Annotated in this window: 22 protein-coding genes; 16 read left to right on the forward strand and 6 right to left on the reverse strand. The window is 49.3% G+C overall.

Annotation, left to right across the window (positions count from 1 at the left end; translation table 11 throughout):
* Nucleotides 1-4: 4 nt before the first annotated feature.
* Genes L2Y54_RS03260 through L2Y54_RS03270 form a run of 3 tightly spaced genes read right to left on the reverse strand, consistent with a single transcriptional unit; the run spans nucleotide 5 to nucleotide 2,148 of the window.
* A complete protein-coding gene (locus L2Y54_RS03260; protein WP_236499799.1) occupies nucleotides 5-550 on the reverse strand; it encodes a hypothetical protein in 546 nt (181 codons plus the stop codon).
* Complete coding sequence (locus L2Y54_RS03265) at nucleotides 550-1,242, reverse strand: hypothetical protein (protein WP_236499800.1); 693 nt, start codon at nucleotides 1,240-1,242, stop codon at nucleotides 550-552. The genes L2Y54_RS03260 and L2Y54_RS03265 overlap by 1 nt, the downstream gene beginning before the upstream one ends.
* Before the next feature lie 15 nt (nucleotides 1,243-1,257).
* The gene (locus tag L2Y54_RS03270; protein WP_236499801.1) at nucleotides 1,258-2,148 is read right to left on the reverse strand and encodes a DUF2589 domain-containing protein; all 891 of its coding nucleotides are present in this window, start codon (nucleotides 2,146-2,148) and stop codon (nucleotides 1,258-1,260) included.
* Nucleotides 2,149-2,703: 555 nt separating this feature from the next.
* On the opposite strand from L2Y54_RS03270, the gene L2Y54_RS03275 reads away from it, so the two are divergent.
* The 4 genes from L2Y54_RS03275 to L2Y54_RS03290 all read left to right on the forward strand — a co-directional run bounded on the left by L2Y54_RS03275 (nucleotide 2,704) and on the right by L2Y54_RS03290 (nucleotide 7,252).
* Complete coding sequence (locus L2Y54_RS03275) at nucleotides 2,704-3,225, forward strand: hypothetical protein (RefSeq protein WP_236499803.1); 522 nt, start codon at nucleotides 2,704-2,706, stop codon at nucleotides 3,223-3,225.
* A gap of 182 nt (nucleotides 3,226-3,407) precedes the next feature.
* Entirely contained in the window at nucleotides 3,408-4,403 is a 996-nt protein-coding gene (locus L2Y54_RS03280; protein ID WP_236499805.1) for a DUF2278 family protein, read from the forward strand.
* 110 nt (nucleotides 4,404-4,513) lie between these two features.
* Complete coding sequence (locus tag L2Y54_RS03285; protein WP_236499806.1) at nucleotides 4,514-5,434, forward strand: C1 family peptidase; 921 nt, start codon at nucleotides 4,514-4,516, stop codon at nucleotides 5,432-5,434.
* A 69-nt stretch (nucleotides 5,435-5,503) separates the two neighbouring features.
* Nucleotides 5,504-7,252 carry an endonuclease gene (locus L2Y54_RS03290; protein ID WP_236499807.1) on the forward strand — a complete coding sequence of 583 codons (1,749 nt, stop codon included), beginning with the start codon at nucleotides 5,504-5,506 and terminating at the stop codon, nucleotides 7,250-7,252.
* Here the strand turns inward: L2Y54_RS03290 and L2Y54_RS03295 are convergent, their stop codons facing one another.
* On the reverse strand, nucleotides 7,253-9,541 hold the full coding sequence (locus L2Y54_RS03295; RefSeq protein WP_236499808.1) for a YncE family protein: 2,289 nt from the start codon (nucleotides 9,539-9,541) through the stop codon (nucleotides 7,253-7,255).
* A gap of 37 nt (nucleotides 9,542-9,578) precedes the next feature.
* Nucleotides 9,579-10,844 carry a hypothetical protein gene (locus tag L2Y54_RS03300; protein ID WP_236499809.1) on the reverse strand — a complete coding sequence of 422 codons (1,266 nt, stop codon included), beginning with the start codon at nucleotides 10,842-10,844 and terminating at the stop codon, nucleotides 9,579-9,581.
* Between the two features lie 172 nt (nucleotides 10,845-11,016).
* Here L2Y54_RS03300 and L2Y54_RS03305 point away from each other — a divergent pair, with 172 nt between their 5' ends.
* From L2Y54_RS03305 to L2Y54_RS03340, 8 genes are all read left to right on the forward strand, one after another.
* Nucleotides 11,017-11,712, forward strand: coding sequence for an SDR family oxidoreductase (locus L2Y54_RS03305; protein ID WP_236499810.1), 696 nt, complete (start codon nucleotides 11,017-11,019; stop codon nucleotides 11,710-11,712).
* On the forward strand, nucleotides 11,706-13,070 hold the full coding sequence (locus tag L2Y54_RS03310) for an AAA family ATPase (protein WP_236499811.1): 1,365 nt from the start codon (nucleotides 11,706-11,708) through the stop codon (nucleotides 13,068-13,070). The genes L2Y54_RS03305 and L2Y54_RS03310 overlap by 7 nt, the downstream gene beginning before the upstream one ends.
* On the forward strand, nucleotides 13,067-13,831 hold the full coding sequence (locus L2Y54_RS03315) for a retron system putative HNH endonuclease (protein WP_236499812.1): 765 nt from the start codon (nucleotides 13,067-13,069) through the stop codon (nucleotides 13,829-13,831). The genes L2Y54_RS03310 and L2Y54_RS03315 overlap by 4 nt, the downstream gene beginning before the upstream one ends.
* A gap of 4 nt (nucleotides 13,832-13,835) precedes the next feature.
* The gene (locus L2Y54_RS03320) at nucleotides 13,836-14,372 is read left to right on the forward strand and encodes a hypothetical protein (RefSeq protein ID WP_236499814.1); all 537 of its coding nucleotides are present in this window, start codon (nucleotides 13,836-13,838) and stop codon (nucleotides 14,370-14,372) included.
* 107 nt (nucleotides 14,373-14,479) lie between these two features.
* Complete coding sequence (locus L2Y54_RS03325; RefSeq protein WP_236499815.1) at nucleotides 14,480-15,421, forward strand: LysR family transcriptional regulator; 942 nt, start codon at nucleotides 14,480-14,482, stop codon at nucleotides 15,419-15,421.
* 24 nt (nucleotides 15,422-15,445) lie between these two features.
* On the forward strand, nucleotides 15,446-15,991 hold the full coding sequence (gene mog / locus L2Y54_RS03330) for a molybdopterin adenylyltransferase (RefSeq protein WP_236499817.1): 546 nt from the start codon (nucleotides 15,446-15,448) through the stop codon (nucleotides 15,989-15,991).
* Nucleotides 15,992-16,229: 238 nt separating this feature from the next.
* Complete coding sequence (locus tag L2Y54_RS03335) at nucleotides 16,230-17,432, forward strand: RtcB family protein (RefSeq protein ID WP_236499818.1); 1,203 nt, start codon at nucleotides 16,230-16,232, stop codon at nucleotides 17,430-17,432.
* A gap of 12 nt (nucleotides 17,433-17,444) precedes the next feature.
* Nucleotides 17,445-18,398 carry a hypothetical protein gene (locus tag L2Y54_RS03340; protein WP_236499819.1) on the forward strand — a complete coding sequence of 318 codons (954 nt, stop codon included), beginning with the start codon at nucleotides 17,445-17,447 and terminating at the stop codon, nucleotides 18,396-18,398.
* A 279-nt stretch (nucleotides 18,399-18,677) separates the two neighbouring features.
* On the opposite strand, the gene tnpA is transcribed toward L2Y54_RS03340, so the two are convergent.
* The gene (gene tnpA, locus L2Y54_RS03345; RefSeq protein ID WP_236501979.1) at nucleotides 18,678-19,109 is read right to left on the reverse strand and encodes an IS200/IS605 family transposase; all 432 of its coding nucleotides are present in this window, start codon (nucleotides 19,107-19,109) and stop codon (nucleotides 18,678-18,680) included.
* Nucleotides 19,110-19,253: 144 nt separating this feature from the next.
* Between tnpA and L2Y54_RS03350 the strand changes: the two genes are divergently transcribed.
* From L2Y54_RS03350 to L2Y54_RS03365, 4 genes are all read left to right on the forward strand, one after another.
* The gene (locus L2Y54_RS03350) at nucleotides 19,254-21,347 is read left to right on the forward strand and encodes a phage tail protein (RefSeq protein WP_236499820.1); all 2,094 of its coding nucleotides are present in this window, start codon (nucleotides 19,254-19,256) and stop codon (nucleotides 21,345-21,347) included.
* A 569-nt stretch (nucleotides 21,348-21,916) separates the two neighbouring features.
* A complete protein-coding gene (locus L2Y54_RS03355; RefSeq protein ID WP_236499821.1) occupies nucleotides 21,917-23,578 on the forward strand; it encodes a hypothetical protein in 1,662 nt (553 codons plus the stop codon).
* 173 nt (nucleotides 23,579-23,751) lie between these two features.
* Nucleotides 23,752-23,928 (forward strand): hypothetical protein, encoded by a 177-nt coding sequence (locus L2Y54_RS03360; RefSeq protein WP_236499822.1) that lies wholly within the window; start codon nucleotides 23,752-23,754, stop codon nucleotides 23,926-23,928.
* Nucleotides 23,929-24,073: 145 nt separating this feature from the next.
* Nucleotides 24,074-25,039, forward strand: coding sequence for a class I SAM-dependent methyltransferase (locus L2Y54_RS03365; protein ID WP_236499823.1), 966 nt, complete (start codon nucleotides 24,074-24,076; stop codon nucleotides 25,037-25,039).
* The last annotated feature ends 10 nt before the right edge of the window (nucleotides 25,040-25,049 follow it).

Raw genomic sequence — 25,049 nt, forward strand, 5'->3', positions numbered from 1 at the left:
TGCTTTAGGACAGACCTGCAACTTCCTCCCCCAGCAGGCGCAACAAATCATGCTTCGGCAATTGGCTGGCAAGCTCCATCACGCCGCCCCGCAGCTCATCCAGCTCTGTCATGGCTTGCCATAAGCAAGCAATATCCTGTACCAAGGCAAAGCCCTGCGGGCGTAATGCAGAATAAATTACCAAGAGTTTGCGCAACATATCCCGCACCCGCGCCAATTTATTTTCCAGAGGGGTGAACACCTCCAGCAATTCCTGTTGCAGCACCTGAATGGTATCAGCCGCATGGTTGGCGACTTGTTTTCGCTTGCTCAGTTTGTCACGATGTACCTGACCAGAGACGCTCAGAATACTCGCCCGACAACTAGAAACGACTGCCGCCTTGGCAACCCGGTTGTCTCTCAGCTTGCCTTCCAGTTGTTTGAGCCACCCCAAATAACGGGGTACAAATGCACTGTCTTTGGACTCGTACAAATCTACGTACCCCCCAATGGCGAGCAGCGCGTCTTCCAGCAGCAAAAATAAATCCAGTTGACTACGTTGGTTTAACATCACTCAGGTACCAATAATAATTTGCCATCATCCAGTTTGATTTCGTAGCCTTCCTCAAAAACATTCAACTTTATCGAGAGCAAAGTGTCCGGCGGCAATTCCTTGAGGATGGCGGTGTTCACTTCAACTTCCATGTTGTTGGCATCAACCTTCTGAACAATTGCCTTTTCGTTAAAAAAGACAATCAAATTCTTATGCAGGGGACTCAAATCCACTTTTTGTTCAATGAACGCTTGCGTTTGTTCCACAATATACTTGGCAGTATATTGAAACAGCTCCTGAAGTTTTCGGGTAGCTAAATTGAATTCAAGCTCTCCCTCATCCACCTGCCTAGACAATTCCTGAATGTTGCCATTCAGATCCTTCAGGCTTGGTGAAACGGCTGCCCGATACTCCTGCTTGTTTTTAATGACCAGATTAAACTGCCTAGCCAGCGTTTCATGGATAAACGCAATAGTGTCGTTGATTGGGACTTGTTGCAAATGGTGAGCACCAACGCCTCCACTGCTGACAACAGCCACCTTCAGGTTAATGTCAATGTCGCGGATACGCATACGTGGAACCGAAAAATGCTTCAGTATGTCGTGTTCGCGGTAAAGCAATGCCGTCTTGACGGCTTCCAGATCCGCACTGACTCTCGCCTCAGCACACTGGGAAACCAGCGTGCTGATCACATCCGCTAGCTTAGGCATATAGAACCCTCCTCCTTAGGTTGTGGCGGGTACAGTGGAGGCACTTAACGCTGGGACTTCCCGCATGGCTCCTTCTAGGATGCCCAACACTTTCTCCATCCCACCCGGCAACTCATCCTGCTCAGCCCTCACCCGTATATCCAACGAATAGGTACGATTAACCTGAGTACCGGAACTGGAAGACTTCTGGGTGGAATACGAGGCGCTGATTTTCGCCTTACCCCATCCCCAACCTGCCGAAGCACTAGCCGCTGCATCAAAGCGGCTACTGGTACTGCTGTTTTCGTAGGTGAAGCTGTTGATTTTGGCATTAAACTTGATTTCCACCTCCTCAACCCGCAGGTAGGGGATGGGCACAATGGTCAGCATCGGTACCTGCAATTCCATATTTTGGTACTTGGCAGGCTGTGCAGACACATTCCCCACTGTCGCGGTTGCTGTCGCTGTCGATGTCCCACTCCCGGCAGGCGGTGGGTCAAGAGTCAGGGTTGGGGCTGTGGCATAATTTCTCCCCGCACTGACGATACGAATTTCTACAACCTTCCCCTCACTATCCAAGATAGCTTCCAGAACGGCACCGGAACCTCCACCCCCACTGACAGAAACAGCAGGTGACGAGGCGTAGCCACTCCCTTGATCAGAGACGGTCACCCCTGTGATTGCCCCTGTTACCGCATCCGTCCCCGGAATTAGTTTAGGGAATTTAAACGTCACATAAACTGGATCACCCGGAATGGTTTTGCCGCTGCTATCCTTGGTGTCGGGGTAAAAGCCCACTGATTTGATAAAATCCACCGTGGATATCGCCGCTGCCGCTTGGGCATCAACCACTGCAACTAACGGCCCCCCAATCATGCTGGCAAAGTCAATGCTCGACAGTTCCTTGCCATGATTTAAATCTAACATTACGTATACTCCTTGATTAATAAGCCCACTGCTTAATTCTGCTATTTGTCATACGCATTCAAGGTATCTGGGAAAAGAGGGGCTGCGTTAGGATTTTTCTGCAAAGCACTGGTACTTTTTTGCCGCCATGTACAAATTGTAAGATTTTACCGTTTTGACAGCCAGCAACCCGACAGCGTGGTTGGGAAGGTGCAGGCTGCTGAGTCCGGTTTGCGTTTGAATTTCAGGCGAATGGATGAGCTATGGCAAGCCATGATTCGTTTGCAAACGCGGACGGACATTGGAGTTTACCGTTCTGAGGAAAAGGGATAGTGACAGCAGAAAAGTACCAACTTTTTGCAAAAAAGTGCCAGTGAAATCCTCAAACGACCAATACGATTAAACGCACTTGAACTGCTATCAAATCCAGTCGGGTATTTACACCACGCTTCTAGCGTTACATTGGGAAAGTTAAAGTCTACCGCTTTAAACCCGATGTCGGGGTTTTGTGGCTTATTTATTCTAATCCAGAAGGGGCTACTGGTTAATTAGTCCTAAATTGTAGGAGAAACTGCCATGTCAAATACAAAGTTTTATGTGCAAAAAAGGGAAAACGGCTGCGAACCTGATAGTGGCAGATGGTATTTGACCATCTACACCTGTGATAATGGGGTGTTGGAATGGTGCGGTAAAAAGTACCTCGCTTTGCCGATGAAATGTGGTTTTTTGGAATTAGACATTCCGGCAGGCTGTTATCAGGCCGTTGCCGTGTGGGGGTTCTCAGCCTCCTCTGCTGGTGTATGGGGCAACCACTGGACTCATCGGGTTATTTTTCAAGCTCCGTGTGAAGGAACCAACTGCATCAAGCTGTGGAATCCTTCCCTGCATTCCTGCGGATGGTTGTACCATCAGGCAGTTATTGAAGCTGCGGAAAACAATCCCAACCTGCCTAAAGATCTCGTTCAGAACTTTGTCAAGGCCAACGATGCATTAATGGCTGCGATCCCCGTTAAGAGTACAGCCTATGAGGTTAATAATTTTGACGAGTTCAAGCGTGCTGTCATTGCCGCTGAGAAGAGTATCACTGCTACTCCATAATTCAGGCTGAGGTACGAGTCTCGTTATTTCGAGGGTGTCGCAAAACTCCTGAGGAGAATGTTGGTAATGACGCAAAAACTCGGGTTTCAACACCCTTTCGAGGGGTGAAATTGTCCTTTTGCGACATCCTTGTTTCAAGAGAATCAGTACACATATCAACTAACCAAGCGAGGGACAACACAATGTCTTTGAAACAATACGGGGTGCTGGTGGGCAAAGCCACTGAGGCAAAACGTGAGGATGGTGAAGACACCCCCCACTATCAGGTTGAGGTACGCAGCGCAGGCGTGGACTACCGTCTGGCGATCAACGTCAAATCCAAAGGCGACAAGCCGGAATTGCTCTACCTCATCGCCGACCCTTTTGAACACCCTATCCTGAATCGGCTGGCGGAACTGGCAGAGGGCTTCACGCGGGTTCCCTCCCAAGCGGGCGGGGCAGCACTGGATTTTGTACGTGGCAACTTGTTCGACAAACACGGGATGCACACGCTGCCCCACAACCTGCCCGGCCCCAGCAATGACCTGAACGACCGGATCGAACATCTGGTATCACGTGCCATCAGTGAGCAGGATGCTCAAGTGTTCGCCTTTGGTGAACGCTGGGGGCCGGAAGCTGATCTGAAGGACAAAATTTTCAGTTTCAAGCCCGGCAATGGCGTGCATGACATCCACATGAACCAAGGCAACGACGCCGCTTACCGCAAGGATGATGGGGTATGGCAGGACGGCGCGTTGCTGTTCCACTTCCCATCAACCCGGCAATGGGTTGGTGTCTTTCTGGCATTCCAGTCACAGTCTTGGCATACGGATGACCAAACCGGTCATGCTATTGAGGGAGATGAGGACAAAACCACAGACAAGCAGGTGCGCATTGTGGCAGCGATGGTGAACCCCGCCGGACCAGACCCGGAAGTGGAAACCGTGTTGCTACTCAACCCATCACCGCAAGCCATTGACCTGAGCGGCTGGCAGATTGCTGACCAGCAAAAGCGCAAATGCCCATTGTCTGGCAGCCTGCCTGCTCACGGGACAGTCAGCGTGCCACTGGGGGCAGGGGTAAAACTGGGCAATTCTGGCGGACTGATTACCCTGCTGGATAGCAATGGCCTCAAGGTGCACGGTGTCAGCTATACCAAAATACAAGCACGGGAAGAAGATTGGCTGGTTGTGTTCTGAAGTAAGGAATCAATGAGATTACCTGCAAAAAAGTACCAGCCCGTGGCTCATCCAGCACGTATGCTGCTCTCAACGGTTTATGCCCATCTCAGTAAAAGAGGTCAAATATTATGTCCAAATTAAACGCTAAAATACTGCTAAACGGTATACACAAAGTTGTCGGCACAGGTTGGCTGCCTCCTATTCCTGACTTGCGGGACTATTCGCAAGATCATGCTGAAATCAAAAAGATGACCAAGAAACTGAAGCTAAGCAATAAAGCGGAGCTTCCCCCAAGCGTTGATTTGCGGGCGTGGTGTTCCCCCGTGGAAGATCAGGGAATGCTGGGTTCTTGTACCGCACAGGCGGGTATGGGTATTGTTGAATATTTTCAGCGCCGAGCTTTTGGCAAACATTACGACGGTTCACGTCTGTTCTTATACAAAACCACCCGTAATCTGATGGGCGTGACCGGGGATACCGGGTCGTGGTTGAGAAATACAATGGGGGCGCTATGTTTGTGTGGTGTGCCAGATGAAAAATACTGGCCATATACCGACAAACAAGGCGCTGAACCAGACGGGTTTGACCGTGAGCCAAGTGCATTTGTGTATGCCATTGCCGATAATTACGAAGCGATCAAATACTTTTGTCATGACCCCATGGGTCAGAGTGTCCCACCGGCAAGAGTCTTGACGACGGTTAAGCTGTTTCTTGCTGCTGGCATACCTTCGATGTTCGGCTTTTTCGGTTTTCCTTCCTTCGGCATGAGTGATACACCGGGGGGTATTCCTTACCCTTCCGCCGAAGAAAATGCAGAATGGGGACACGCGATTGTCGCCGTCGGCTATGATGATAATAAGACAATCAAAAATACCCAAAGTGGACAAGAGACCACCGGGGCGTTCCTAATCCGTAACTCTTGGGGGGAAGGTTGGGGTGACGCCGGTTATGGCTGGTTGCCGTATGAGTATGTCCTCAATGGTCTGGCTGTCGACTTCTGGTCACTCTTGAGTATGGAATGGGTCGATACGGATAAATTCGGTCTCTGACGCAAGCAAGCACCGGTTGTTACTTCATGTAAGCCAATTTTACCATTAAGCAATAACGAGGCATTAACCATGAGTACCTCAGATTCCTTCATTGAGTTACTGAGTGCAACCGAGCAGCGTTACGCCCAACGCGCTACGCGACGCCGCCAACACGCCAACCTCGCCCCGAAACGGATCCTTGCCGACAACGACTTGCTCAGCACCCGTTTCCTCAAGCAAGCGTTGACGGTTTCCCGTGCGGTGGTGCGCATTTTGATACGCACCAAGGATGGCAAGCTACGCGGTTACGGCACAGGCTTCTTGATTTCCCCACGGCTATTGCTTACCAATAACCACGTTCTCGGCAACGCTGAAGCCGCTGGCTACAGCCAAGCCGAATTCAATTATGAGTTGGGTGAGAATAATCAGCCCGAAGCCAGTCTGCGGGTGACATTTGACCCTGCCAGCCTGTTCCTGACCGATGAAGCCCTTGATTACACCCTCGTTGCCGTATCAGCCGAAGCCACAATGGCTGTGTACGGCTGGTTGCCGTTGCATAACCCACCCGACATTAAGGTGGGGCAATGGGTCAATATCATCCAGCACCCCAGTGGCGAACCCAAACAGCTTGCGCTGCGTGACAATCAGGTGATTGATGCACCGCAACCTTTCCTGCATTACCGGACGGATACGTCTCCCGGTTCTTCCGGCTCGCCGGTATTCACCGATCAGTGGGAAGTGGTGGCATTACACCATTCGGGCGTGCCGTTACGTGATGATCAAGGACGTTATCTCGCCACCGATGGCAGCGTGTGGACACCAGACATGGGTGAGCACCGCATCGCTTGGAAAGCTAACGAAGGCGTGCTGCTCAAACACATCATTGCCCATATCCAGCAACAAACCCTCCCCCCAGAGCAGCAAGCGTTGTTGGCAGGTGTTTTTAGCCCTGTGTCAGCCCCAGTCACTGACGACAGCGATTTACAGTCAGATTTGGCTGCACTGACCGATAGCGTTGACCGTGACTATTACGACGCGGAAACCGACCAAGCCGCTGCTGCGAGTTATTACGCCACCATTCAGACGGATGCTGACCCTGAGCAGCTCTTCCAGCAACTCAGTGATTTGGTACGCGCTACCCACCGCAAAACCTTTGCCTACAAACCCAGCACGCACGTCTACCCTTGGGTGGATTTGCACCCCGACCGTAAACTTCGCAGCATTTATTCTGGGGAGACGGTTGAGGCGGAAACCTTCATCCGCGAAGATTTCCGCATCGACCAGCTACGCGCTGCCCGCTTGCGTGAATTCTTGCTGCTGGAAACCTCCACCCCTATCGGGCGTGAACAGTTAGCGCTGGAATGGGAACGTCTGGAAGCCGAATTGCCCTACAACTGCGAACACGTTGTGCCGCAATCGTGGTTTCAGAAAAAAGAGCCGATGCGTGGCGACCTGCATCATCTGTTTGCCTGTGAAAGCCGCTGTAATAGTTTTAGGGGCAATATCCCTTACTTTGATTTTGCCGATTATGAAGAAGTGGTGCGTGATGATTGCGGCAAGCTGGAAAGCAACCAGTTTGAACCCGCCCACGGCAAAGGAACTGTTGCCCGCGCCACCTTGTATTTCCTGTTGCGTTATCCACGTGTGGTAGGTGATGCTACCCGTGAACTCCAGCGGGAACGCCTACCGACCCTATTGGCATGGCACACTGCCTTCCCGCCGGATGAATACGAATTCCACCGTAATGCCGTCATCAGCGGGATGCAGGGCAACCGCAACCCGCTGATTGATCACCCGGAATGGGCGGAAAAAGTGGATTTTACGCAGGGTATGGGGTGATTAAAACGCCATCACGTAGCTTTTGCCACCTTGCTCCAGCACACTATAACGCTCCGTGCCATCCGCATTGAAGAACACAAAGCTCGGCTTGACCACCGTATTGCTGCCATCAATGCTCAAGCCTTGCAACGACAAGCTGTTATCAAGGTTCAGCAATGGCGTGGTGTACGTCTTTAAGCGGTAGCTGTTAGCCGCCGCTTCAATCGCCACAAATTTTGCGGCTTTTTGCGAATGGTCAGCGTGTAACAAGTACGTGGCTACATTGCCATCATCATCCGCGACGCTGCGTTGATAACGCATATCCGCGCTTTGCTGTGCCGCCGTTTGGAACAAGCTGCCACCCGCCGTCAGCAAATACATGCCATCGTCCGTGCTCCACAGGTTGCTATTGGCAGCACCGACATCGTATTGCCCCTGATACGGCGAGTCATGCAACCATTGAGGTGGCACTGTACTGGTGTCGTAACGGTTCAAATCGTTGCTCGCAAAGCCGGTATCCAAGGTGTAAACGGCTTTCAGGCTCGGCACCGCTTGTAAGCGTGCACCACCGAACAGGCGTTGTGTACCGCTGTCTTCCTGCACTTGACCGCTGGCAAGGTCAATCACGTACAAATAGTTCCACTGCATATTCGCAGGCGGCGTGGCGTAAGCTTTGCCGTCATTGCCCAATGCTACGTCAAATACGTTAAAGCCCAGATTGTTGTGGAAGTTTACAAGCTCCCCCATTTCCAAATCGACATGGGTCAGCGCACCGTTATGACCAACCACCGCTGTGAGGCCGTCGGCACTGAGCGCGAGGCTGGTAGGGGCGAGTGGCAAGCCGATAGTGTGCTGTCTACCGCTGCTGGGGTTAATGATATTTAATGCATTGTTGGGTTGGCTGCTGACGGTAATCAATTGATCCAACTCATCATTATAAGCGGCATCAATCACGTTGCCGCTTAAGGGGTTAGCCGCTGCCATCACCGTGATATTTTTGCTGGCAACGTTGGTCTTGCCGAAGGCGTCGGTTGTTTTCAGGCTGAAGGTATACGTGCCTTGGGTATCCGGCGTGAAACTTGCCGTCATGGTATTGGCGGCGACGAGTGCAGCAGTACTGCCTTTCGGTGCAGCTTCCACTGTCCATTGATACGCGAGGAAATCGCCTTCGGGGTCGGTGGATTTGCTGCCATCCAGCGTGAAGATCGTCCCCAGCGTTACCGCAGTCGGTAAGGTGGCAACCGCTGTTGGCTCGGTATTGGTGTTGACCGAGAAGTTTTTCAGCACGGATTCATTACGCACGGAGGGTGATTCATACACGCCGTCACCATTGCTGTCCAGATTGACCTGCAATTTGCGCTGTGGCGGGGTCGATGTGTCGTAACCTTGCGCAATCACTTGCACTTTGCTGTTGGCTGCACCATTCAGGGCTAACTCACCTTCGAGGGGAACGCCATCGGCAGCAAACATAAACGGTTTAACCGTGCTGGCGGTGACGCAACCTTGCACGCCTTCGCAGAATTTGCCGTTAATGTCGGTGTAACCACTGCTTTCAACGACCATTTTTACCGCTTCGGCAAGTTGTTGTTTACCGGTGCTGAGGTTGCGTTGGTATTGGTTCACCAGCAAGGTGGTTTGCCCGGTGGCAACGTTCAAGTCAGTGCGCAGTGTGCCTGTTGCAGTGTAGGGTACATCGTCGACGCGAATGCCCAGGCCTTTCATGCTGACGGTGTAGGAAGTTGGGGCGGCATACATGATATTGACGGCGTGAATAACCAGCATCGCCGTGCCGTTGGTGACAACGTTTTCGCTTTTGCATTGGTTGTAAGTGACTTGCAGCGTGCCGGTGAAAGTGGCGTCATCCACTTCGCCTGTTACCGAGGCAGTGCCACCACCGGGGCAAGTATCGCTTTCGTTGACTGCACGGGCTTGATAGCGCTGTGCGGCAAGGTGTTGCGCTGCCAGTGCAGACAGAATCCGTTGGGATTGCAATAAATTGGCTTGTGCCGTGTTGGTCACAGCGGGCGCACTGGCATCGGCTGGGCGCGGCGCGGTAATGTTGTCGTTGATGTTTTCTGTGCCTAACACCAGATTCACAAACGCCATGCTGTTCGCGGTATCCAGCAACGCCAAGGCACGGCTGCCGGTATAGACGCTGCTGGCATCTGCCAACGTGGTATTGGTGTTATTGGTCGTAATAATCCCCGTGCTCGTACCGCCCGTAGTCGTGCTGGAAGTGGTTGAACCACCGCCGCACGCAGTCAACAACGTGCCTGCCACTAATACTGGCAAGATGTGCTTGGTTTCCATTGATAGCCCCTACTTTTGTTATATAAAAAACTAATGACTAGAACGCCTGCAAATAAGTTCCTGAGCCTTGTTTCACGACCGCATACCGTTGCGTGCCATCGCTGTTGAAGAACGCGAATTGCGGAATCACGGGATCGCCGCTGTTATCCAAATCCATCTCGCTGAGCTTTTTTTCTTCGCTCAAGACAAGTTGTGGTGTGCTGTAGGTTTTCAGGCGGTAATCCGAACCCGTGCCGGTAATGCCCTTGTCCAGAATGACCACAAATTTCCCCGCTTCCTGCGAATGGTCAGCGTGCAGCAGCGTGGTGGTTGGATCGTTATCGTTGTCCGACACGCTGCGCTGGTAGAGCATGTCTTGGTCTTGCGTGGTCGCCGTGCGGAACAGGGTTTCGCCCGCCGTCAGGATGTAAGCATCGTCTTCGGTGAGCCACGGCCCTTTGCCTGCTGCACCACCGATGTCGTAATCGCCGTTATACGGGGAATCATACAACCCGACTGGCGGGGCGGTGCTCACATCCGCTTTGATCAGATCGACGGGGAGTGTGCCTTTGTCGAACAGGTAAAGTGCATTCAAACTGGGAGCCAATTGCAGGTAGGAACTACCCATTTGCACCACCGACAGGCTGGATTCGACTGCACCCGTGCTTAGATTAATCGACTTTAGTGCCCCCCACAGGTCGTTACTCTGCGGCGTGGCATAGGCAATACCTCTGGCATCGAGGGCAATATCAAAAATATCCAGACTGAGGTTATTGTAAAAATCCAGCACGCTGGCGGTTTGCAAATTCACGTGCGTTACCGCGTTCTTGTGTCCGACGACAGCGGTTTTCCCATCCGGGCTGATGGCTAAGCTGGTGGGGGTAAGGTTCAAGACGACGGCTTGTTGTTCACCACTGGCTGGATTAATGATATTCAAGGCATTATCGGGTGAGGAACTGACGGTGATTAAGCGTTCCAATGCATCGCTATAGGCTGCATCCACAGCATTGCGTGTCAGCAAACGGAAAGTGTTGCCGGTGTCTGAGGTGTTACCGGTATTGTCTTCGCCGGAGGTTGTGCCACCGGTCGTACCCCCGGTTGCTGTGCCACCACCGGTTGAGGTGGATGAACCGCCAGTCGTGCCGGTGGATGTACCGGTATTGCCACCTGTTGAGGTGCCAGTCCCCGTGTTTGTCGTCGTGCCATTGTTGCCACCGCTTGTGGTCGTCGTTGCCGGTATGGATAGCGAAGCACCGGTTCCGCCGCCACAAGCGACCAGTACGCTAGACATCAGCATGACTGGAATGATATTGCTCACATGCATGTAAACCTCCCATCTTGTTATTAGTGATTTTCGTCGGGAAAGACGTAGACCCCATTATAAACTAATTAGCACAATAAATTAAAATTATAAATAAAACTGCTGGTCATGCGATAACCCACAATCATTATTGACCCTGCTATAATGTTTCCACCCCATTAGAAGGAATGCTCACATGCCCACTATTATGATTACAGGAGCCAATCGCGGCATCGGTCTGGAACTGGTTCGTCAGTACGCGGCTGACGGCTGGGAAGTGCTTGCCTGTTGCCGTTCGCCTGAAAATGCCCCCGAACTTAAGCAACTAGCGGCTGCCAATGGCAACATCAGCGTTCACCTGCTGGATGTCACCAACGCGCAACAACGCAAGGTGCTGGCTGCCCAACTGAAGGGCAAGCCCATCGACATACTCTTCAATAGCGCCGGGGTATCCGGTAGCTGGAGCGCCCAAGGTTTCGGGCATTGCCAAGCCGAGGAATGGCTGGACGTTTTGCACATTAACGTGGTGACACCAATGCTCATGATGCAAGATTTCGCCGCCAACGTTGCCCTCAGCGAGCGCAAAATCATTGCCAATATGAGCAGCAAAATGGGCAGTATCGCGGACAACACCTCCGGTGGCAGTTACCTCTACCGTTCCAGCAAAGCTGCGTTGAATATGGTCAACAAAAGTGCAGCGCACGATTTGGCGCGTAAAGGCATTAGCGTGGTATTGCTGCATCCGGGTTGGGTACGCACGGATATGGGCGGCCCGAACGGCGAGCTATCGGTGGAAGAATCCGTGACCGCGTTGAAACGCAATTTGGCAAACGTGACCTTCGCCGATTCCGGGCGCTTGCTTGACATTGATGGCAGTACTATCCCGTGGTAAATGAATTCAAAATCAGCTCACTGGAACTGAAAAACTTCCGAGCTTTTGAAGCATTGGAGATAGATTTTCACAAGAATCTAACGGTTATCGTTGCCAAGAATGGCGTGGGTAAAACGTCAATTCTTGACGCAATTGCCATAGCATTTAGTCCTTTCGTGAAGGGATTTGATGGCGGTACTAAACTCTTTTCACGTAATGATGTTCGCAGAATTAAAGTGCGTGACACCCAGAGCAATGAGGTGGAGTTAGCTTTTGGCGGGGCTATCATCAATGTATCGGCTTACCTTTTTGGAGAAAACATTACCAAGTGGGGGCGTAAACGTCCTGCTTTGGAAAAAATGCGAGTATCGGGTAAGAATACAACCGCATTAACGCAGTTGGCGCTGCATTTACAAGAACGCATTCAGACAGAAGAAGGGGTTAGCACGCTCATGTTGCCCTTGGTTTCTTATTACGGGACGGGTAGGCTTTGGAATATAGAAGAGAGTGCTGATGTCAAATTTAACAATACATCCCGCACGATCGGTTACGCTAACTGCCTCAAGCCAAGCTCAAATTTTGAGACGTTTGAGCAGTGGTTTACCTATTGGTCTGAAAATAAATGGCGCAATTTAGTGAAGGCGTTGCAAGCCAACAAAGAGCCAGTCGAAACGGAGTTCGATCAATACGTCAAGTCCGTTAATCGGGCGGTTAGTCTCTGTTTGAAAGTTAGTGGTTGGCAAGAAATTGACTATGATTTTGAGCGTCAAACCATTGTCGGCATCCACAAAGATCATGGACGGTTACCTATTCACTTATTGAGTGATGGTGTGCGTAGCATGATCGCGTTGGTAGCTGATATTGCTTTTCGTGCGACAAAACTTAATCCCCATCTGGGTGCAGAAGCTTCATGTAAAACACCTGGCATTGTTTTGATTGATGAAGTGGACATGCACCTTCACCCTGAATGGCAGCAACTTGTATTAGGGGGGCTAACGACGGCATTTCCCGAAATTCAGTTCATTGTGACTACGCATAGCCCACAGGTATTGACCACTGTGCCACCGGAATGTATCCGTGAGTTGTCGCGTGAGGGTGATAAGGTGCATGTTATTATTCCTGAGTTTTCCTTAGGGGCAGAAAGCCCTTATGTGTTGGAATCCATTCAGGGCGTACATACTCGTCCACAGCACCTTGAGATTGTGCAAGAACTTAACGAATACCAACACCTCATTGCTGAAGACCAATGGGATACACCACGCGCAGTAGTGTTACGTGAAAAATTGAACACTTGGGGGCATGGGTTTGAGCCTGCGTTGATCAAAATGGACATGGATATTCGGATGCGGGCTTATCGGCGTGGACAAGCAGCTAGATGAAAAAAGTCAATAAGTTAACTGAAATCCCAGATACTTTACGGCAATATCAAAAAGAAAATCCCTTGGCTACATGGGAACACTTTCGTAACGAATCTAACGGTGGCTACCGTCAAGTTAAAGCGCAATTGATTGTTGATCAACGTGGCTTGTGCGCCTACTGTGAAATTGATCTACATGATGGTGCGGGTAAAGGTTTGGACGATTTTAGGGTAGAACATTTCATTCCCAAAAAACCTCATAACCCACCTCCCAACCATGCTTTGGAATGGCAAAATTTGCTAGCAACATGCTGTGGTGGAAATGTTCGTGACCTTGCCGTCAGTTCGCGTTTTACGTCTCCTGATCATAGTTGCGATGTCCCTAAAAGTAATCACAACTGGTCAGAGACAATACTCAATCCATTGGATATTCCTGCATTTCCCCGCTTGTTTCGATTTGATGAATCAACAGGTGAAATAATGGTCGATGAAAAGAGTTGTCCACCTGATTTACAGGATAAAGCGAGTGAAACCATTCGCTGCTTACGTTTATCTGCGCCACGGTTACAAAAGCTCCGGTTGCCAGTGTTTGAAATACTTAACGAGCAAATGCAGGATTTTGCTAACAGTGGAGTGGGTATAGAGGAAGCCGTTGCTTTGTTGGCAGAAGCACTCTTTTCCGAAGAAATCGAAATACCACTCCCAGCATTTTTCACTAGCATTCGCTGGTATTTGGGTAATGCAGTAGAAGAGCGTCTGAATGCTATCAACTACAACGGATAAATCCATGAATACACCTGACAAGCAGCAACGCCTGCTGACAATTTTTGCACGCCTATTGCCCTTGGTCGATAGCGTATCCGACAAGGTGCGTTTTGCTGCCTTGTTGGGGGTGGCGCTGGATGTATGGATTTTCATCTGGTTGTTTTTCCTCAAGAGTTGGTCGCTGACCAGTGCCTTGATCGTGGCGGGCGTGGTGTTATTGCCGATTCTGGTGTTGCTGCGTTTCTGGTGGGCGTTGGAGGAGCTGAAGGATATTCCCACCATTGCCGGACAGATGCTGGATGATGCCAAGGGTGAAATCGGTGCAACGGTGCAAGGTATCCGAGCGGGTCAGGTGCAGAAGCTGGGTTTTCTCAGTTCCGCCAAAAGTTTGTGGAGCATTGGCTCACTCGCCAGCGAAGCGCGGGAGCTGCTAGGGTCGTATATCAGCATCGGGACACTGGTGAATCCGTTCTCTTTGGTGCTGGGCGTATTGTCGCTGCTATTTGTTTTACTGTTAGTGCTTGTCAGTTTAATACTCGTTATTTTGGCATTATTCTGACGAACGGTAGTATTTAGCCGTCAATCGGTTTTCAGCCTTAAAAAACTAATCACAAAATCTTTTTTATATATTTTTATAAATAAAAACAAGCTGCTACCATCATAGAGATGAAAGATAACGATTACCTCGCCTTAGATGGCTATTCAATGAACGTCTTCCTGACCGTACTGGAACAGGGGTCGATTGCCAGCGCCGCCGACAAGTTGGGTATTACCAAAACAGTGATTGGTAATTGCCTCACCAAACTGCGTTCGGTATTTCACGACCCCTTATTTGTGCGTACCGGTGGGCAAGAAATTGTTGCCACCGCCCGTGCTGAAAACTTGGGGGAACGGATGCGCGTGGTTTTGTCAGAAATGCAGCAGTTAACCTCAGAACCCGTTTTCACGCCGCAAAAGGCGGTGCTGAATTTTACGGTGGGTACTAACGATTTCCAACGTGACTTGGTGCTACCTGAGTTATACCGGCAAGTAGCCAGCGAAGTGAAAGCGTTTTCCTTGCGCACAATTATTTCCGAATCCCCAGCCTTGGAATGGTTGCGCACCGGTAAAGCCGATTTATTGCTCTCCCCCATTGCCCCGGAAGGGGTAGATATTCTCCATAAGCGCTTATTCATTGACCAGCCGCGTTGCTTTTTTGATGGCAATGCACGGGAAGCGCCACGCACGCTGGCAGATTTCCGGCAAGCACGTTATATCGGTCTGAATGTGGTAGAGGGTCAGCGTGCTGCGGTGATGGCTGCGCCGATTTCACGCGAATTGGAACAGCAAGTCGCGGTTCGTGTGCCTAATTTTTCAGAGATGGCGAGTTTCATGCGCGGCAGTGATTTACTGGCGATTGCACCGGGGATGTTACGCATGGGGGCGTTAGCGGAGTTTTCAGCCATTTCACCGCTATTCAATCTGCCCTCAATCACCATGTTTATGTTGTGGCATAAGCGGCACGAGGGCGACGCTGCCCATCAGTGGGTACGGGCGCAATTGGAGTCTGCGGTCACTAACGTGATGCAGCGTGGTAAACTCTCCAAATTTAACCTTGTCGGGGTTTAAATAGGATCAGTAGGAGTTCCCATAATGACAGCGCCTGCCCGTATTGGCATTTTGACCGTTTCTGACCGCGCCAGCCGTGGTGAATACGAAGACAAAGGTGGTCCCGCCATCCACGCATGGTTTAGCCAAGTTCTCACCAGCCCGTGGGAAGCGGTCGCGCGGGTGATCCCCGATGAACAGCCGGATATTGAAGCTGCCTTGCGTGAATTGAGTGATGTCGAAGGCTGTAGTTTGATTGTGACGACCGGCGGTACAGGGCCTGCGTTACGTGATGTAACCCCAGAAGCGACCGAAGCGGTGTGCAGCAAAATGCTGCCCGGTTTCGGTGAATTGATGCGCACCGCGTCGTTAAAATTTGTGCCAACCGCCATTTTATCACGGCAAACGGCAGGGATACGCGGGCGCAGTTTGATCGTGAATTTGCCGGGTAAGCCTTCCGCGATTGATGATTGCTTGCAAGCGGTATTCCCGGCGATTCCGTATTGCTTGGATTTGATTGAAGCAGCGTATCTGGAATCTGACCCTGCACAATGCAAGGCATTCCGCCCCGCTCATGCCAAACCACGTTAATCGCAATAAAATATGCTTGACTTTAGTAACACGGCAGCTACACTTTCTCACCATTATCAATCTTATTACATGGAGACACACAACATGCTGAATGGACATATACGGAGCAATTCAATCAACTAGTGTCTCCCGCGCTTGTGCCGGGGGACTGATGTCAGTCATCCGGTGTAAGAATGCGGTGCTTCGTGTGCAGCATGTCGAAAACCCCGGGTGGCCTAAAAACCAACGGGGTTTTTTTATGCCTATCAGTTTTATGCTCAATAAGGGCAAGGTTCCGGTCAAGATTTTTACTGACGATGTGGATAGCGGTTCGCTGACACAATTGGGAAATCTGTCGCAACTGCCCTTCATCCACAGCCACATTGCGGCGATGCCAGACGTGCATCACGGCATTGGTGCGACCGTGGGTTCGGTGATTCCCACCCGTGGCGCGATTATTCCCGCTGCCGTCGGCGTGGATATTGGTTGTGGAATGAATGCGGTACGGTTATCGCTCAAAGCTCACAACTTGCCTGACAACTTGTACAGCATTCGCAGCGCGATTGAACAGCGCGTGCCAACCGGTTTTGATGAACACGAACGCCCCAGCATCAACGGTTCGACCCTCAATAACATGGGTAAGCACCTCGATGTGATTACCGACAAGCACCCCGGACTGGTGAAAATGTTGAAAAACTTTCACCGCCAATGGGGCAAGCAACTCGGCACACTCGGCGGCGGCAACCATTTTATCGAGTTGTGCATCGACGAAAGTGACGACGTGTGGGTGATGCTGCATTCCGGCAGTCGCGGGGTCGGCAATGCCATCGGGCGTTATTTCATCGAAAAAGCCAAAAAGGATGTCGGGCGGGAACTTGGTCAATTGCCGGACAAAGACCTAGCCTATTTCACCGAAGGCACAAAGCATTTTGACGATTACGTGGAAGCGGTCGGTTGGGCGCAGGATTACGCCATGGTCAATCGCCGCGAAATGATGCGCTTGGTATTGGATGCGTTGCAACGCAGCAAAGCCTTGCCTGCCTTCACCACTACCCGCGAGGCGATCAATTGCCACCACAATTACGTGCAAAAGGAAGAGCACTTCGGTGCAGAGGTCTACCTGACCCGCAAGGGCGCAATCAGTGCGCAACTGGGGCAGCTTGGCATTATTCCCGGCAGCATGGGTGCGAAATCCTACATCGTGCGCGGCTTGGGCAATGCGCAATCGTTCTGCTCGTGTTCGCACGGTGCAGGGCGACGCATGAGCCGCACCGAAGCCAAACGGCGTTTCAACACCCTCGATCTGGAAGCGCAGACCAAGGGCATCGAATGCCGCAAGGACAAAGGCGTGGTCGATGAAATTCCCGGCGCGTACAAGGACATCGACGTGGTGATGCAGAACCAAAGCGATCTGGTCGAGGTCGTACATACATTGCGTCAAGTGATTTGCGTGAAAGGCTAAACGAGGTGAAATATGGAGAAAACACAAGTTGAACTGATCCGCGAATGCTTAAGCGGCAACCGCACGGTGTTTCATTACGCACCGGACAGCTACGCGCTGCAATTGCTCAAGGACTACATCGGCAATGGCATGGGGATTGCGGCCTTGCGCCGTTCCCCTTATGCCAAATTGTTAACCAAACCGATTGTGACGGAAGCTTTGGCTTTAGCGGGCAAAGGGCAGCTAGAACCTTGGCATCTGGAGGCGGTCATTGCGCAATACCGCGACCACAAACCGCTGAATTTCATCCTCACGCTGGATGAATGGGGTACAGACGACAAGGACGACCGCCATTGGAAACAGACCTGCCGCACGGGTTACGACTTGGTGTTGCAACTGAATTTTGCCAATGATCACCATCAGCACCTCAAAACGCTGGTCGGTGAGGATGATGTTGCACCGTTTTCCTATCATGGGCATCCAGTGCGCAAGGATGGCACTTTGGAAACGCTGGCGTGGGCGCGGATTGATCTCGATTTCGCCAGCAACCAAGCGTTGATCGAAGAAATTCAGTCCGATTGGGTCAAAGGCGTGGGGGATAGTTACAAAAACTATCTGTATGGCGAGGACAAGATGCAGCAATACCGCGAGGCATTGCGCCCTTACGCCAAGGTGTGGGATGAAGCGATGCTGACGGCGGCACTGTGCTTTATTCGCCGCGAACTCGGCATTCGCGACGTGTTTTACCACAGCTATGACACCGGCAATCGGCTGAAAGGTATCGAGCGTTATTACCACCTCGGCAAGCCGCCGCGTTATTTGTACACCGAATTGCCGAAAAAGTTTTGCTTCGTCCCCACCAGCGAAGCACCGGACTTCCTCAAACCTGTCCGTTATCTGCATTACCTGCAACGCCACGGTAAAGCACAATGGTTCAAACTGCCAACACAGGATCAAGCTCATGGCAAAAAAGCAGCCGCGGCCTAGTCGCAAACGTTTGTAGCGATAACTTGTTAACTGATGATGCTCCTATCCCCGATCAGCAATACTAGCGCTTCCTTCAACCCTGTCCAACAGATGATATATAAACTTAAACTTACCATCTAGTTAATTGATAATTATTTGTTTTTTAATTTACTGATAAAATTTTAGGATAATGACACTGCAATCCTGTTGACTAAACAACCACCAGCTAAAGCTGGTGGGTTTTTTTGCTACGGACTGAAAGTCCCGGATACACGTCGGCTAAACGACGTGTCGGTACGCTTACTCCGGTTCCATCTTGAAATGGTCGTTTGGATTTGGCTCAAAGTGATGCTCCAAATACTGTTTGATCATCTCTTCCGTCATTTGACCCACGGTGGCGCAGAAATACCCGCGTGCCCAAAAATGCCTTCCCCAGTAACGTTTCTTCACATGGGGGAACTCCTCAAACAGCCGACTGGATGTCCTTCCCTTGATCCGACGCATGATTTCACTCGGTGCTAGTTCCGGCGGGCAACTCACCAAGATATGCACATGGTCTTTGCTCACCACGCCTTTGACTATCCTGATCTCAAATGCCTCGCAAGTCTGCCGAACAAGCTCACGCACACGCTGCGCTACTTCTCCCGTCAACACCTTGTAACGGTATTTCGTCACCCAAACAAAGTGATACTCAATCTGATAGACCGTGTGACTGCCATAGCGGTAATCCATGCTGCACCTCGCTTCGTTCATACAGCGCATTATCGCAGCTAAAGCTGACCGGCTAAAGCCGGTGGTTTAAACCTTGTGATTGAAAATTAATTTTGTGAATTAACTAGCATTGATAAAAATTTACTTATCAATGAGGGCTAGAACATGAAAATATCATGCAAGTTAATCTTTGCTCTATTACTGAGCATTTTCTCGTATCCAGTTTTCTCGGCCTTACCTGCTCCTCAAACAATTTCACCAGCAGGTAGTACCGTTTCTCAATCTGGTGGTCTTGTGAATTTTAGCTGGACACCTGTAGCAGGTGCTGCGTCCTATTCACTTACTGGATACGCTATCGACAACAATGGTAGCATTGTTTGGGAACCTCCCCTTTTAGGTAAAGATCTGACAACCCAAGAGGCAAATTGTGTATCAGGTTCGACCTGTTCCACCTCATTATCAGTAACGGCCACTTCTGGAACATGGAAGGTTAGGGCTATAGATCCCAACAATCAAAAGGGTGATTATTCTGCATATACACCGTTCACACTATCATCTGCTCCACCACCTAATACATCATCAATTCCCCAGCCTATCTTGCCAATGGGCAGCGCAACCCGTCAGTCGAATGGTAGTGTTAATTTTAGTTGGACATCTGTAACAGGGTCTGTCTCCTACTATATTAGTGGTTATCCTACTGATAGCAACGGTAATATTGTTTGGGGAGCAGAAGCAATAAGTGAAACAATTACATCACAATCTGCAAACTGTAGTACAATTTCAACATGCTCTGTTGCCTTGTCTGTGGGTATAAATTCTGGCGCGTGGAAAGTTCGAGCTATATATGCAAACAATCAGAAAAGTGATTACTCTAATTATGCATTTTTCACACTAAACGCATCCAGTGGAGGAGCTTTACCTGTTAGTGTTCCTTATGCCAATTGGACTCCTGCAAGTGCCTCGTCAATTAATATCCCAAACTTCCTTAGCTATAATATTGATCTTGATACAGGAAAAAAGGTTTGGAGATTAGGTGGTTCACAAAATGAAATGAATACCGCAAAAATATATCCTACAGGAAGCTCAGACTCTATTAGCGCATTACATGGGCAACATTTCTATAGTCGCATATCCGTTTCTAATAAAGATGAGACCTTTGCGATTGGCAATACAGGCAACAATAGTGGATATGCTGCCTTGTGGAGAGTTTCTGATAAAAAGCTAGTAGCTTGGGTTCCTGCCTCGTTATATAATGATTCGGATGCAAGAAGTTATTACCAGAAACAAATACTCTGGGATAGAAATTCAAACAATGTTTACTGGTATATTAAAAATAATCAAATCATTAAAGTTACAATAAATTTATCTGATTTTACAACAACTTCTGCAATATACGATACGTTCAACAATTATGACCAGATTACATTTGGCAATGGCGAAGGTAATTTCTCCGATGATGGATCAAAAATAGTCATTGTGGGATATTATAATGGCAATATTAATAGCTATATTATCCCTTACAATGTGAATACCAAAAATAAAGGGACACCTAGATATGTCGCCGGTAATTCAGGAAGAATGATGGACTGGGCAGCAGTTGACCCTACAGGGCAGTATATTGTCTTTGATATACCTATTAGTAATAATAGTGCTTGGACGTGGGCAGTATCATTCAACAATGCAACAGGAACCCCATGGCTATTATATAAAAATGTAAAACACAGTGACTTCGTTATTGATAAAAATGCTGAACCTTGGATTGTATTAGGAAACTGGAAGGGTGTAGTTGCCTGTAAGCTATCATCATCATTAATGAAAAGAGTATGGCCATCCTATGAAGTTAATAATGCAGGTGATGGAAACATTGAGTTTGGCACTAGTCCTGTGAATTCTAGTTTAACTACTGCATCAGGTCATATGTCTCGTGTAAAAAATCGCTCAGGAATGGTCTTGATGTCTCGATTCATGGATGGGGGACTTTATTATATTGATATTGACAAACCAAGCGAGAGTATTTATGTAGGAAATACAAGACATGGCAAGCCTTATCAGACTAGTTATGCTTCCAGTATAGCAAAATGGGGGGTTGACGATGCAGGAGAAACAAAAGGTTATGAATCTTATAAAAGAGAACCTAGAGGAAATGCATCACCATCAGGCAGATATGTTTTCTTTGTGAGTGATTACCATGCCTATGGAAATACTTATGATATGTCTCCACCAATGACTGCCTTTTTGAATATGATAGAATTGTGGTAATCACCATTAATTATCTAGGCAAATAGACGCATGATTTTTGAGAGCAATTGGCATTAAGAATTAAGTGATAACTCTCTCTTGGAACAAGTGTCTCGTTACCGTAATAATAAATTACTTGTCAGGAGGCTGGTTTTATAACCAGCCTCAACGGCGAAATTAAACTCAAAACTTTTTCCTCAATATTCAGACTATGGGAGATCCTTGCATGTAGCCTGACTGTGGAATGGTTTTTGTATTTTATTGACAATAGCATCCCAGCAAAAAATTCCGCCTATTTTTTATCAGTCTGTTAATTGGCTGCATGATTAATAAATATTGATGAAAGTTATAGATTACCCATAAAAACAATCCTTTTATCCATTAATAGACACCGTTCGCTCTACTCCTATAAGCTAAAAATAACATTTCTCCTATATCCTCCAAGGAAATAAATGAAATTACTCTCCTAGCGATGAAAGCATCAGAAGCCATCAGGAGAAGATGGAAAGAACCATTGTATTCATGCCTTTTTGGGGAGGTTACCTCATGCGAAGTTCTAAATGAGTCAAGTTAGAATAGGAGTCAAATTTATGAAAGGTCTACGAGGCGTTGCATTCTTGGTTGCCATTAACCTGATACCTGTTTCTCAAGCAGCCAGTATCGCGGAACAGTTTGAATTTCTAGCAGGGAAAGCCTTTTTCTCCACCAGCGGTGAAAAAATCTCTTTTGATAATGGCGAATTTGCCTGGGATAAAAATCTTGCTGACACTGAACCTGCTGCCATCACGGGGCGTTACCTGAGTAGTGCAGATACTGTTGTGTTACAGCCTAACAATTCCAGTGAGCCTTTATCCGTGCTTATAGAACCGGCAACCGGGCAACTGATCTTGAACAGTGTCACCTATTCATGGGGAAAGGGAACCAGTAAGCCCGCAACGCCTGCGCCTCCTACAGGTAATACTGATGATTTGAATGAACAGTTCGACTATCTGGCAGAGAAGCAGTTTACTGCTGCTTCCGGCTCCTATTATTTCGAGGGCGGGCATTTCCAGCTTGAGTCCCCGACTGGCTCCTTGCAAGGGCAATATGTTGTGCGGGATAGCGCAATACACCTGATTTTTGACAACAGCAGCCAAGCATCCAGAACGGTTGTGGTCAGCATTGCGAATGGCACTGTTACCGACCAATCAAGTAGTGTTGTTTACAGTTGGGGTGTGGCACATTCAGGTTCGTCTACGACCAATCCTGCCCCAAACCCTGGCTCGAATACGCAACCGCCTACCCTACCACCTGTCTCTGGGGTTCCCCAAGTACCGATAGTGCCTGTTACGGAACAGTTTGAGTTCCTTAAGGGTAAAGGTTTTACTGACACGTCTTTAATTTTTTATTTGTTCTCCAGAAACACTGTTGATGGTCGTGGAACGGTTAACCGCTTTAATGGACCGCTGGAATCTACAGGAAGTTATTTTATTGGCAATGATAAAGTTTACATTCAATTCCCAAATGTCGCAGGTTTACAGGAGCCAGCACCGCTACTGGCATTTCCAACAACGTCTTCATTCGTGATCAATCCTGACAAATCGTTCAGGGGCAATCATGCGCTTGCTGACTCTATTTATACCAGTGCGAACATTGATAGAGCACTAGCGAGAATCAGGTATTTGGGAGGAAAAATCTTTCGTGGTGAATCAGGTGCTATAGCTTTTGATGGTAATTTCAGTAGTTTTGGCATAACCGGAAGGGTTGAAGTATTAGACTATACTGATCAGACCGACCCTTTTGTGGTAAATGCAGGTGTAAGTACAGGTAGTTATAGCATTTTTGACAACAGTCGGGATGACAGCAACCTCACTCTTACCGGAATGCTGAATAATGGTCAGACTTTTAGCTCCACCCTGTTCCTAGATGACTTGAATAATACGCTAATTGTGAATGGCAAAGGTTATGTCTGGCTGGGTGAATCCAGCACGGATTACAGTGAAAATGTGACGAAACCCAACCTCGGTTGGTTAATGGACAAGACCTTCATTTCAACCCAAGGCAACCAACTGTCATTCTCAAACACAAGCTATGCGTTAGTTGCTGCTGATGGGCGCACGCTGGATTCCGGTCTTGTCCGTTCGGGAGCGGTTAGTGTCTATTTGGCTCACTTGGGTAGCGACAATATGACCGTTAAAGATATTTTCCCGTTGGAAGTGAATATTAACGCTGGCTCCGTCATCTACAAGGGAGAAACGTTCTCTTGGCGCTGAGCAGTGGGTTCCAGAATGAACGGATGGGCAGAAAACAGGTCATTATGATGTGGCAGGGCTGGTTGGCAACAGGGTGCTGGAGGCGTAGCATCTTCAACCAGTCCGTTATCTGCATTACCTGCAACGCCACGGTAAAGCACAATGGTTCAAACTGCCAACACAGGAGCAAGCTCATGGCAAAAAAGCAGCCGCGTAAGCGCAATCCCGTCGCCCATCACCTGTTTATTAACCGGGGTGGGGTTCACGAAAAAAGCAATTCTGCCAAACGGCAGGAAGACAAACGCCAGTTACGTAAGCTGGTCGCAAAAGGGGGCGGGCTTTCCGCCCCCGATCTTATCTGCGCCCTCTAAACCTGAAACTGTCTGCAAAATCACACCTTTTATCCTACTGCCCCCGCCAATTCGCTCACATCACATAAACTGTAAAACACCGCTGCCTGCAAGGAACTGCAACTCAGCTAGGACAAGCACGTCTTTACAGTAGGAATCCCGCTTTATGAAACAATCTGCCAAACGTCTGGCGAAACAATGGTTGCTGCCTGTGCCAACCAAATTACGCAACAACCAGATCAAACTTGATCCCCAAGGGTTTGCTAGGATTGAACACGCCATTCGCACCCACTATCACCAAGACTGGCGCAGCGAAGCGCATTATTCCCCCGAAAAATACCAAGAAGATTTGCAAGCACACTTATCCGAACGCTTGGAAAATGATCGGCGTTTGATCGTACCTTGGTTAAACCAAGCCAAACCGTTACGCGGGCAACGGATTCTGGAAATCGGTTGCGGCACGGGTTCATCCACCGTCGCCTTAGCCGAACAGGGGGCGCAAGTGGTTGGCATCGACATCGACCAAGGCGCGTTAAAAGTGGCGCTAGAACGCGCTAATGTGTACGGTGTATCCGCCGAATTTCAAAGCGTGAATGCCAATCAACTGGTGCAAACCTTCGGCAAAGGCAATTTTGACAGCATTATTTTCTTTGCATCGCTGGAACACATGACCTTGACGGAACGGCTCGCCTCATTACGGGATGCCTGGAGCATGTTGCCGGTTGATGGTTTGCTGATCATTATCGAAACACCGAATCGCTTGTGGTTTTTCGACAGCCACACCTCGCGCTTACCGTTTTTTCACTGGCTGCCGGATAAACTCGCATTCCGCTATTCGCAATTCAGCCCGCGTGAAAATTTCCGCGAATTGTATCGGCAATACACCCCAGAATCCGCCGAACATTTCCTGCGGCGCGGGCGCGGTATGAGCTTCCATGAGCTGGAAATTGCCATCAAGCCGGTCAAGGAACTGAAAGTGGTCAGCAGCATTTCCTCGTTTCTGGGGATGCGTTACCGGCTGAAGCAATCAGCCATCGACCGCGAATACAAAGCATTACTCCGCAAGATTTATCCAGACATCCACCAAGGGTTTTTCGACGATCACCTTTACCTGATCATCGAAAAAACCTGAGAGAATCCTC

Source organism: Thiothrix winogradskyi, assembly GCF_021650935.1.
GTDB lineage: Bacteria > Pseudomonadota > Gammaproteobacteria > Thiotrichales > Thiotrichaceae > Thiothrix > Thiothrix winogradskyi.

Bases quoted from the DNA above. Each gene is read 5' to 3' on its own strand.
- L2Y54_RS03260 (WP_236499799.1), bottom strand. From the start codon at position 550: ATGTTAAACCAACGTAGTCAACTGGATTTATTTTTGCTGCTGGAAGAC.
- L2Y54_RS03265 (WP_236499800.1), bottom strand. From the start codon at position 1,242: ATGCCTAAGCTAGCGGATGTGATCAGCACGCTGGTTTCCCAGTGTGCT.
- L2Y54_RS03270 (WP_236499801.1), bottom strand. From the start codon at position 2,148: ATGTTAGATTTAAATCATGGCAAGGAACTGTCGAGCATTGACTTTGCC.
- L2Y54_RS03275 (WP_236499803.1), top strand. From the start codon at position 2,704: ATGTCAAATACAAAGTTTTATGTGCAAAAAAGGGAAAACGGCTGCGAA.
- L2Y54_RS03280 (WP_236499805.1), top strand. From the start codon at position 3,408: ATGTCTTTGAAACAATACGGGGTGCTGGTGGGCAAAGCCACTGAGGCA.
- L2Y54_RS03285 (WP_236499806.1), top strand. From the start codon at position 4,514: ATGTCCAAATTAAACGCTAAAATACTGCTAAACGGTATACACAAAGTT.
- L2Y54_RS03290 (WP_236499807.1), top strand. From the start codon at position 5,504: ATGAGTACCTCAGATTCCTTCATTGAGTTACTGAGTGCAACCGAGCAG.
- L2Y54_RS03295 (WP_236499808.1), bottom strand. From the start codon at position 9,541: ATGGAAACCAAGCACATCTTGCCAGTATTAGTGGCAGGCACGTTGTTG.
- L2Y54_RS03300 (WP_236499809.1), bottom strand. From the start codon at position 10,844: ATGCATGTGAGCAATATCATTCCAGTCATGCTGATGTCTAGCGTACTG.
- L2Y54_RS03305 (WP_236499810.1), top strand. From the start codon at position 11,017: ATGCCCACTATTATGATTACAGGAGCCAATCGCGGCATCGGTCTGGAA.
- L2Y54_RS03315 (WP_236499812.1), top strand. From the start codon at position 13,067: ATGAAAAAAGTCAATAAGTTAACTGAAATCCCAGATACTTTACGGCAA.
- L2Y54_RS03320 (WP_236499814.1), top strand. From the start codon at position 13,836: ATGAATACACCTGACAAGCAGCAACGCCTGCTGACAATTTTTGCACGC.
- L2Y54_RS03325 (WP_236499815.1), top strand. From the start codon at position 14,480: ATGAAAGATAACGATTACCTCGCCTTAGATGGCTATTCAATGAACGTC.
- mog (WP_236499817.1), top strand. From the start codon at position 15,446: ATGACAGCGCCTGCCCGTATTGGCATTTTGACCGTTTCTGACCGCGCC.
- L2Y54_RS03335 (WP_236499818.1), top strand. From the start codon at position 16,230: ATGCCTATCAGTTTTATGCTCAATAAGGGCAAGGTTCCGGTCAAGATT.
- L2Y54_RS03340 (WP_236499819.1), top strand. From the start codon at position 17,445: ATGGAGAAAACACAAGTTGAACTGATCCGCGAATGCTTAAGCGGCAAC.
- tnpA (WP_236501979.1), bottom strand. From the start codon at position 19,109: ATGGATTACCGCTATGGCAGTCACACGGTCTATCAGATTGAGTATCAC.
- L2Y54_RS03350 (WP_236499820.1), top strand. From the start codon at position 19,254: ATGAAAATATCATGCAAGTTAATCTTTGCTCTATTACTGAGCATTTTC.
- L2Y54_RS03355 (WP_236499821.1), top strand. From the start codon at position 21,917: ATGAAAGGTCTACGAGGCGTTGCATTCTTGGTTGCCATTAACCTGATA.
- L2Y54_RS03360 (WP_236499822.1), top strand. From the start codon at position 23,752: ATGGCAAAAAAGCAGCCGCGTAAGCGCAATCCCGTCGCCCATCACCTG.
- L2Y54_RS03365 (WP_236499823.1), top strand. From the start codon at position 24,074: ATGAAACAATCTGCCAAACGTCTGGCGAAACAATGGTTGCTGCCTGTG.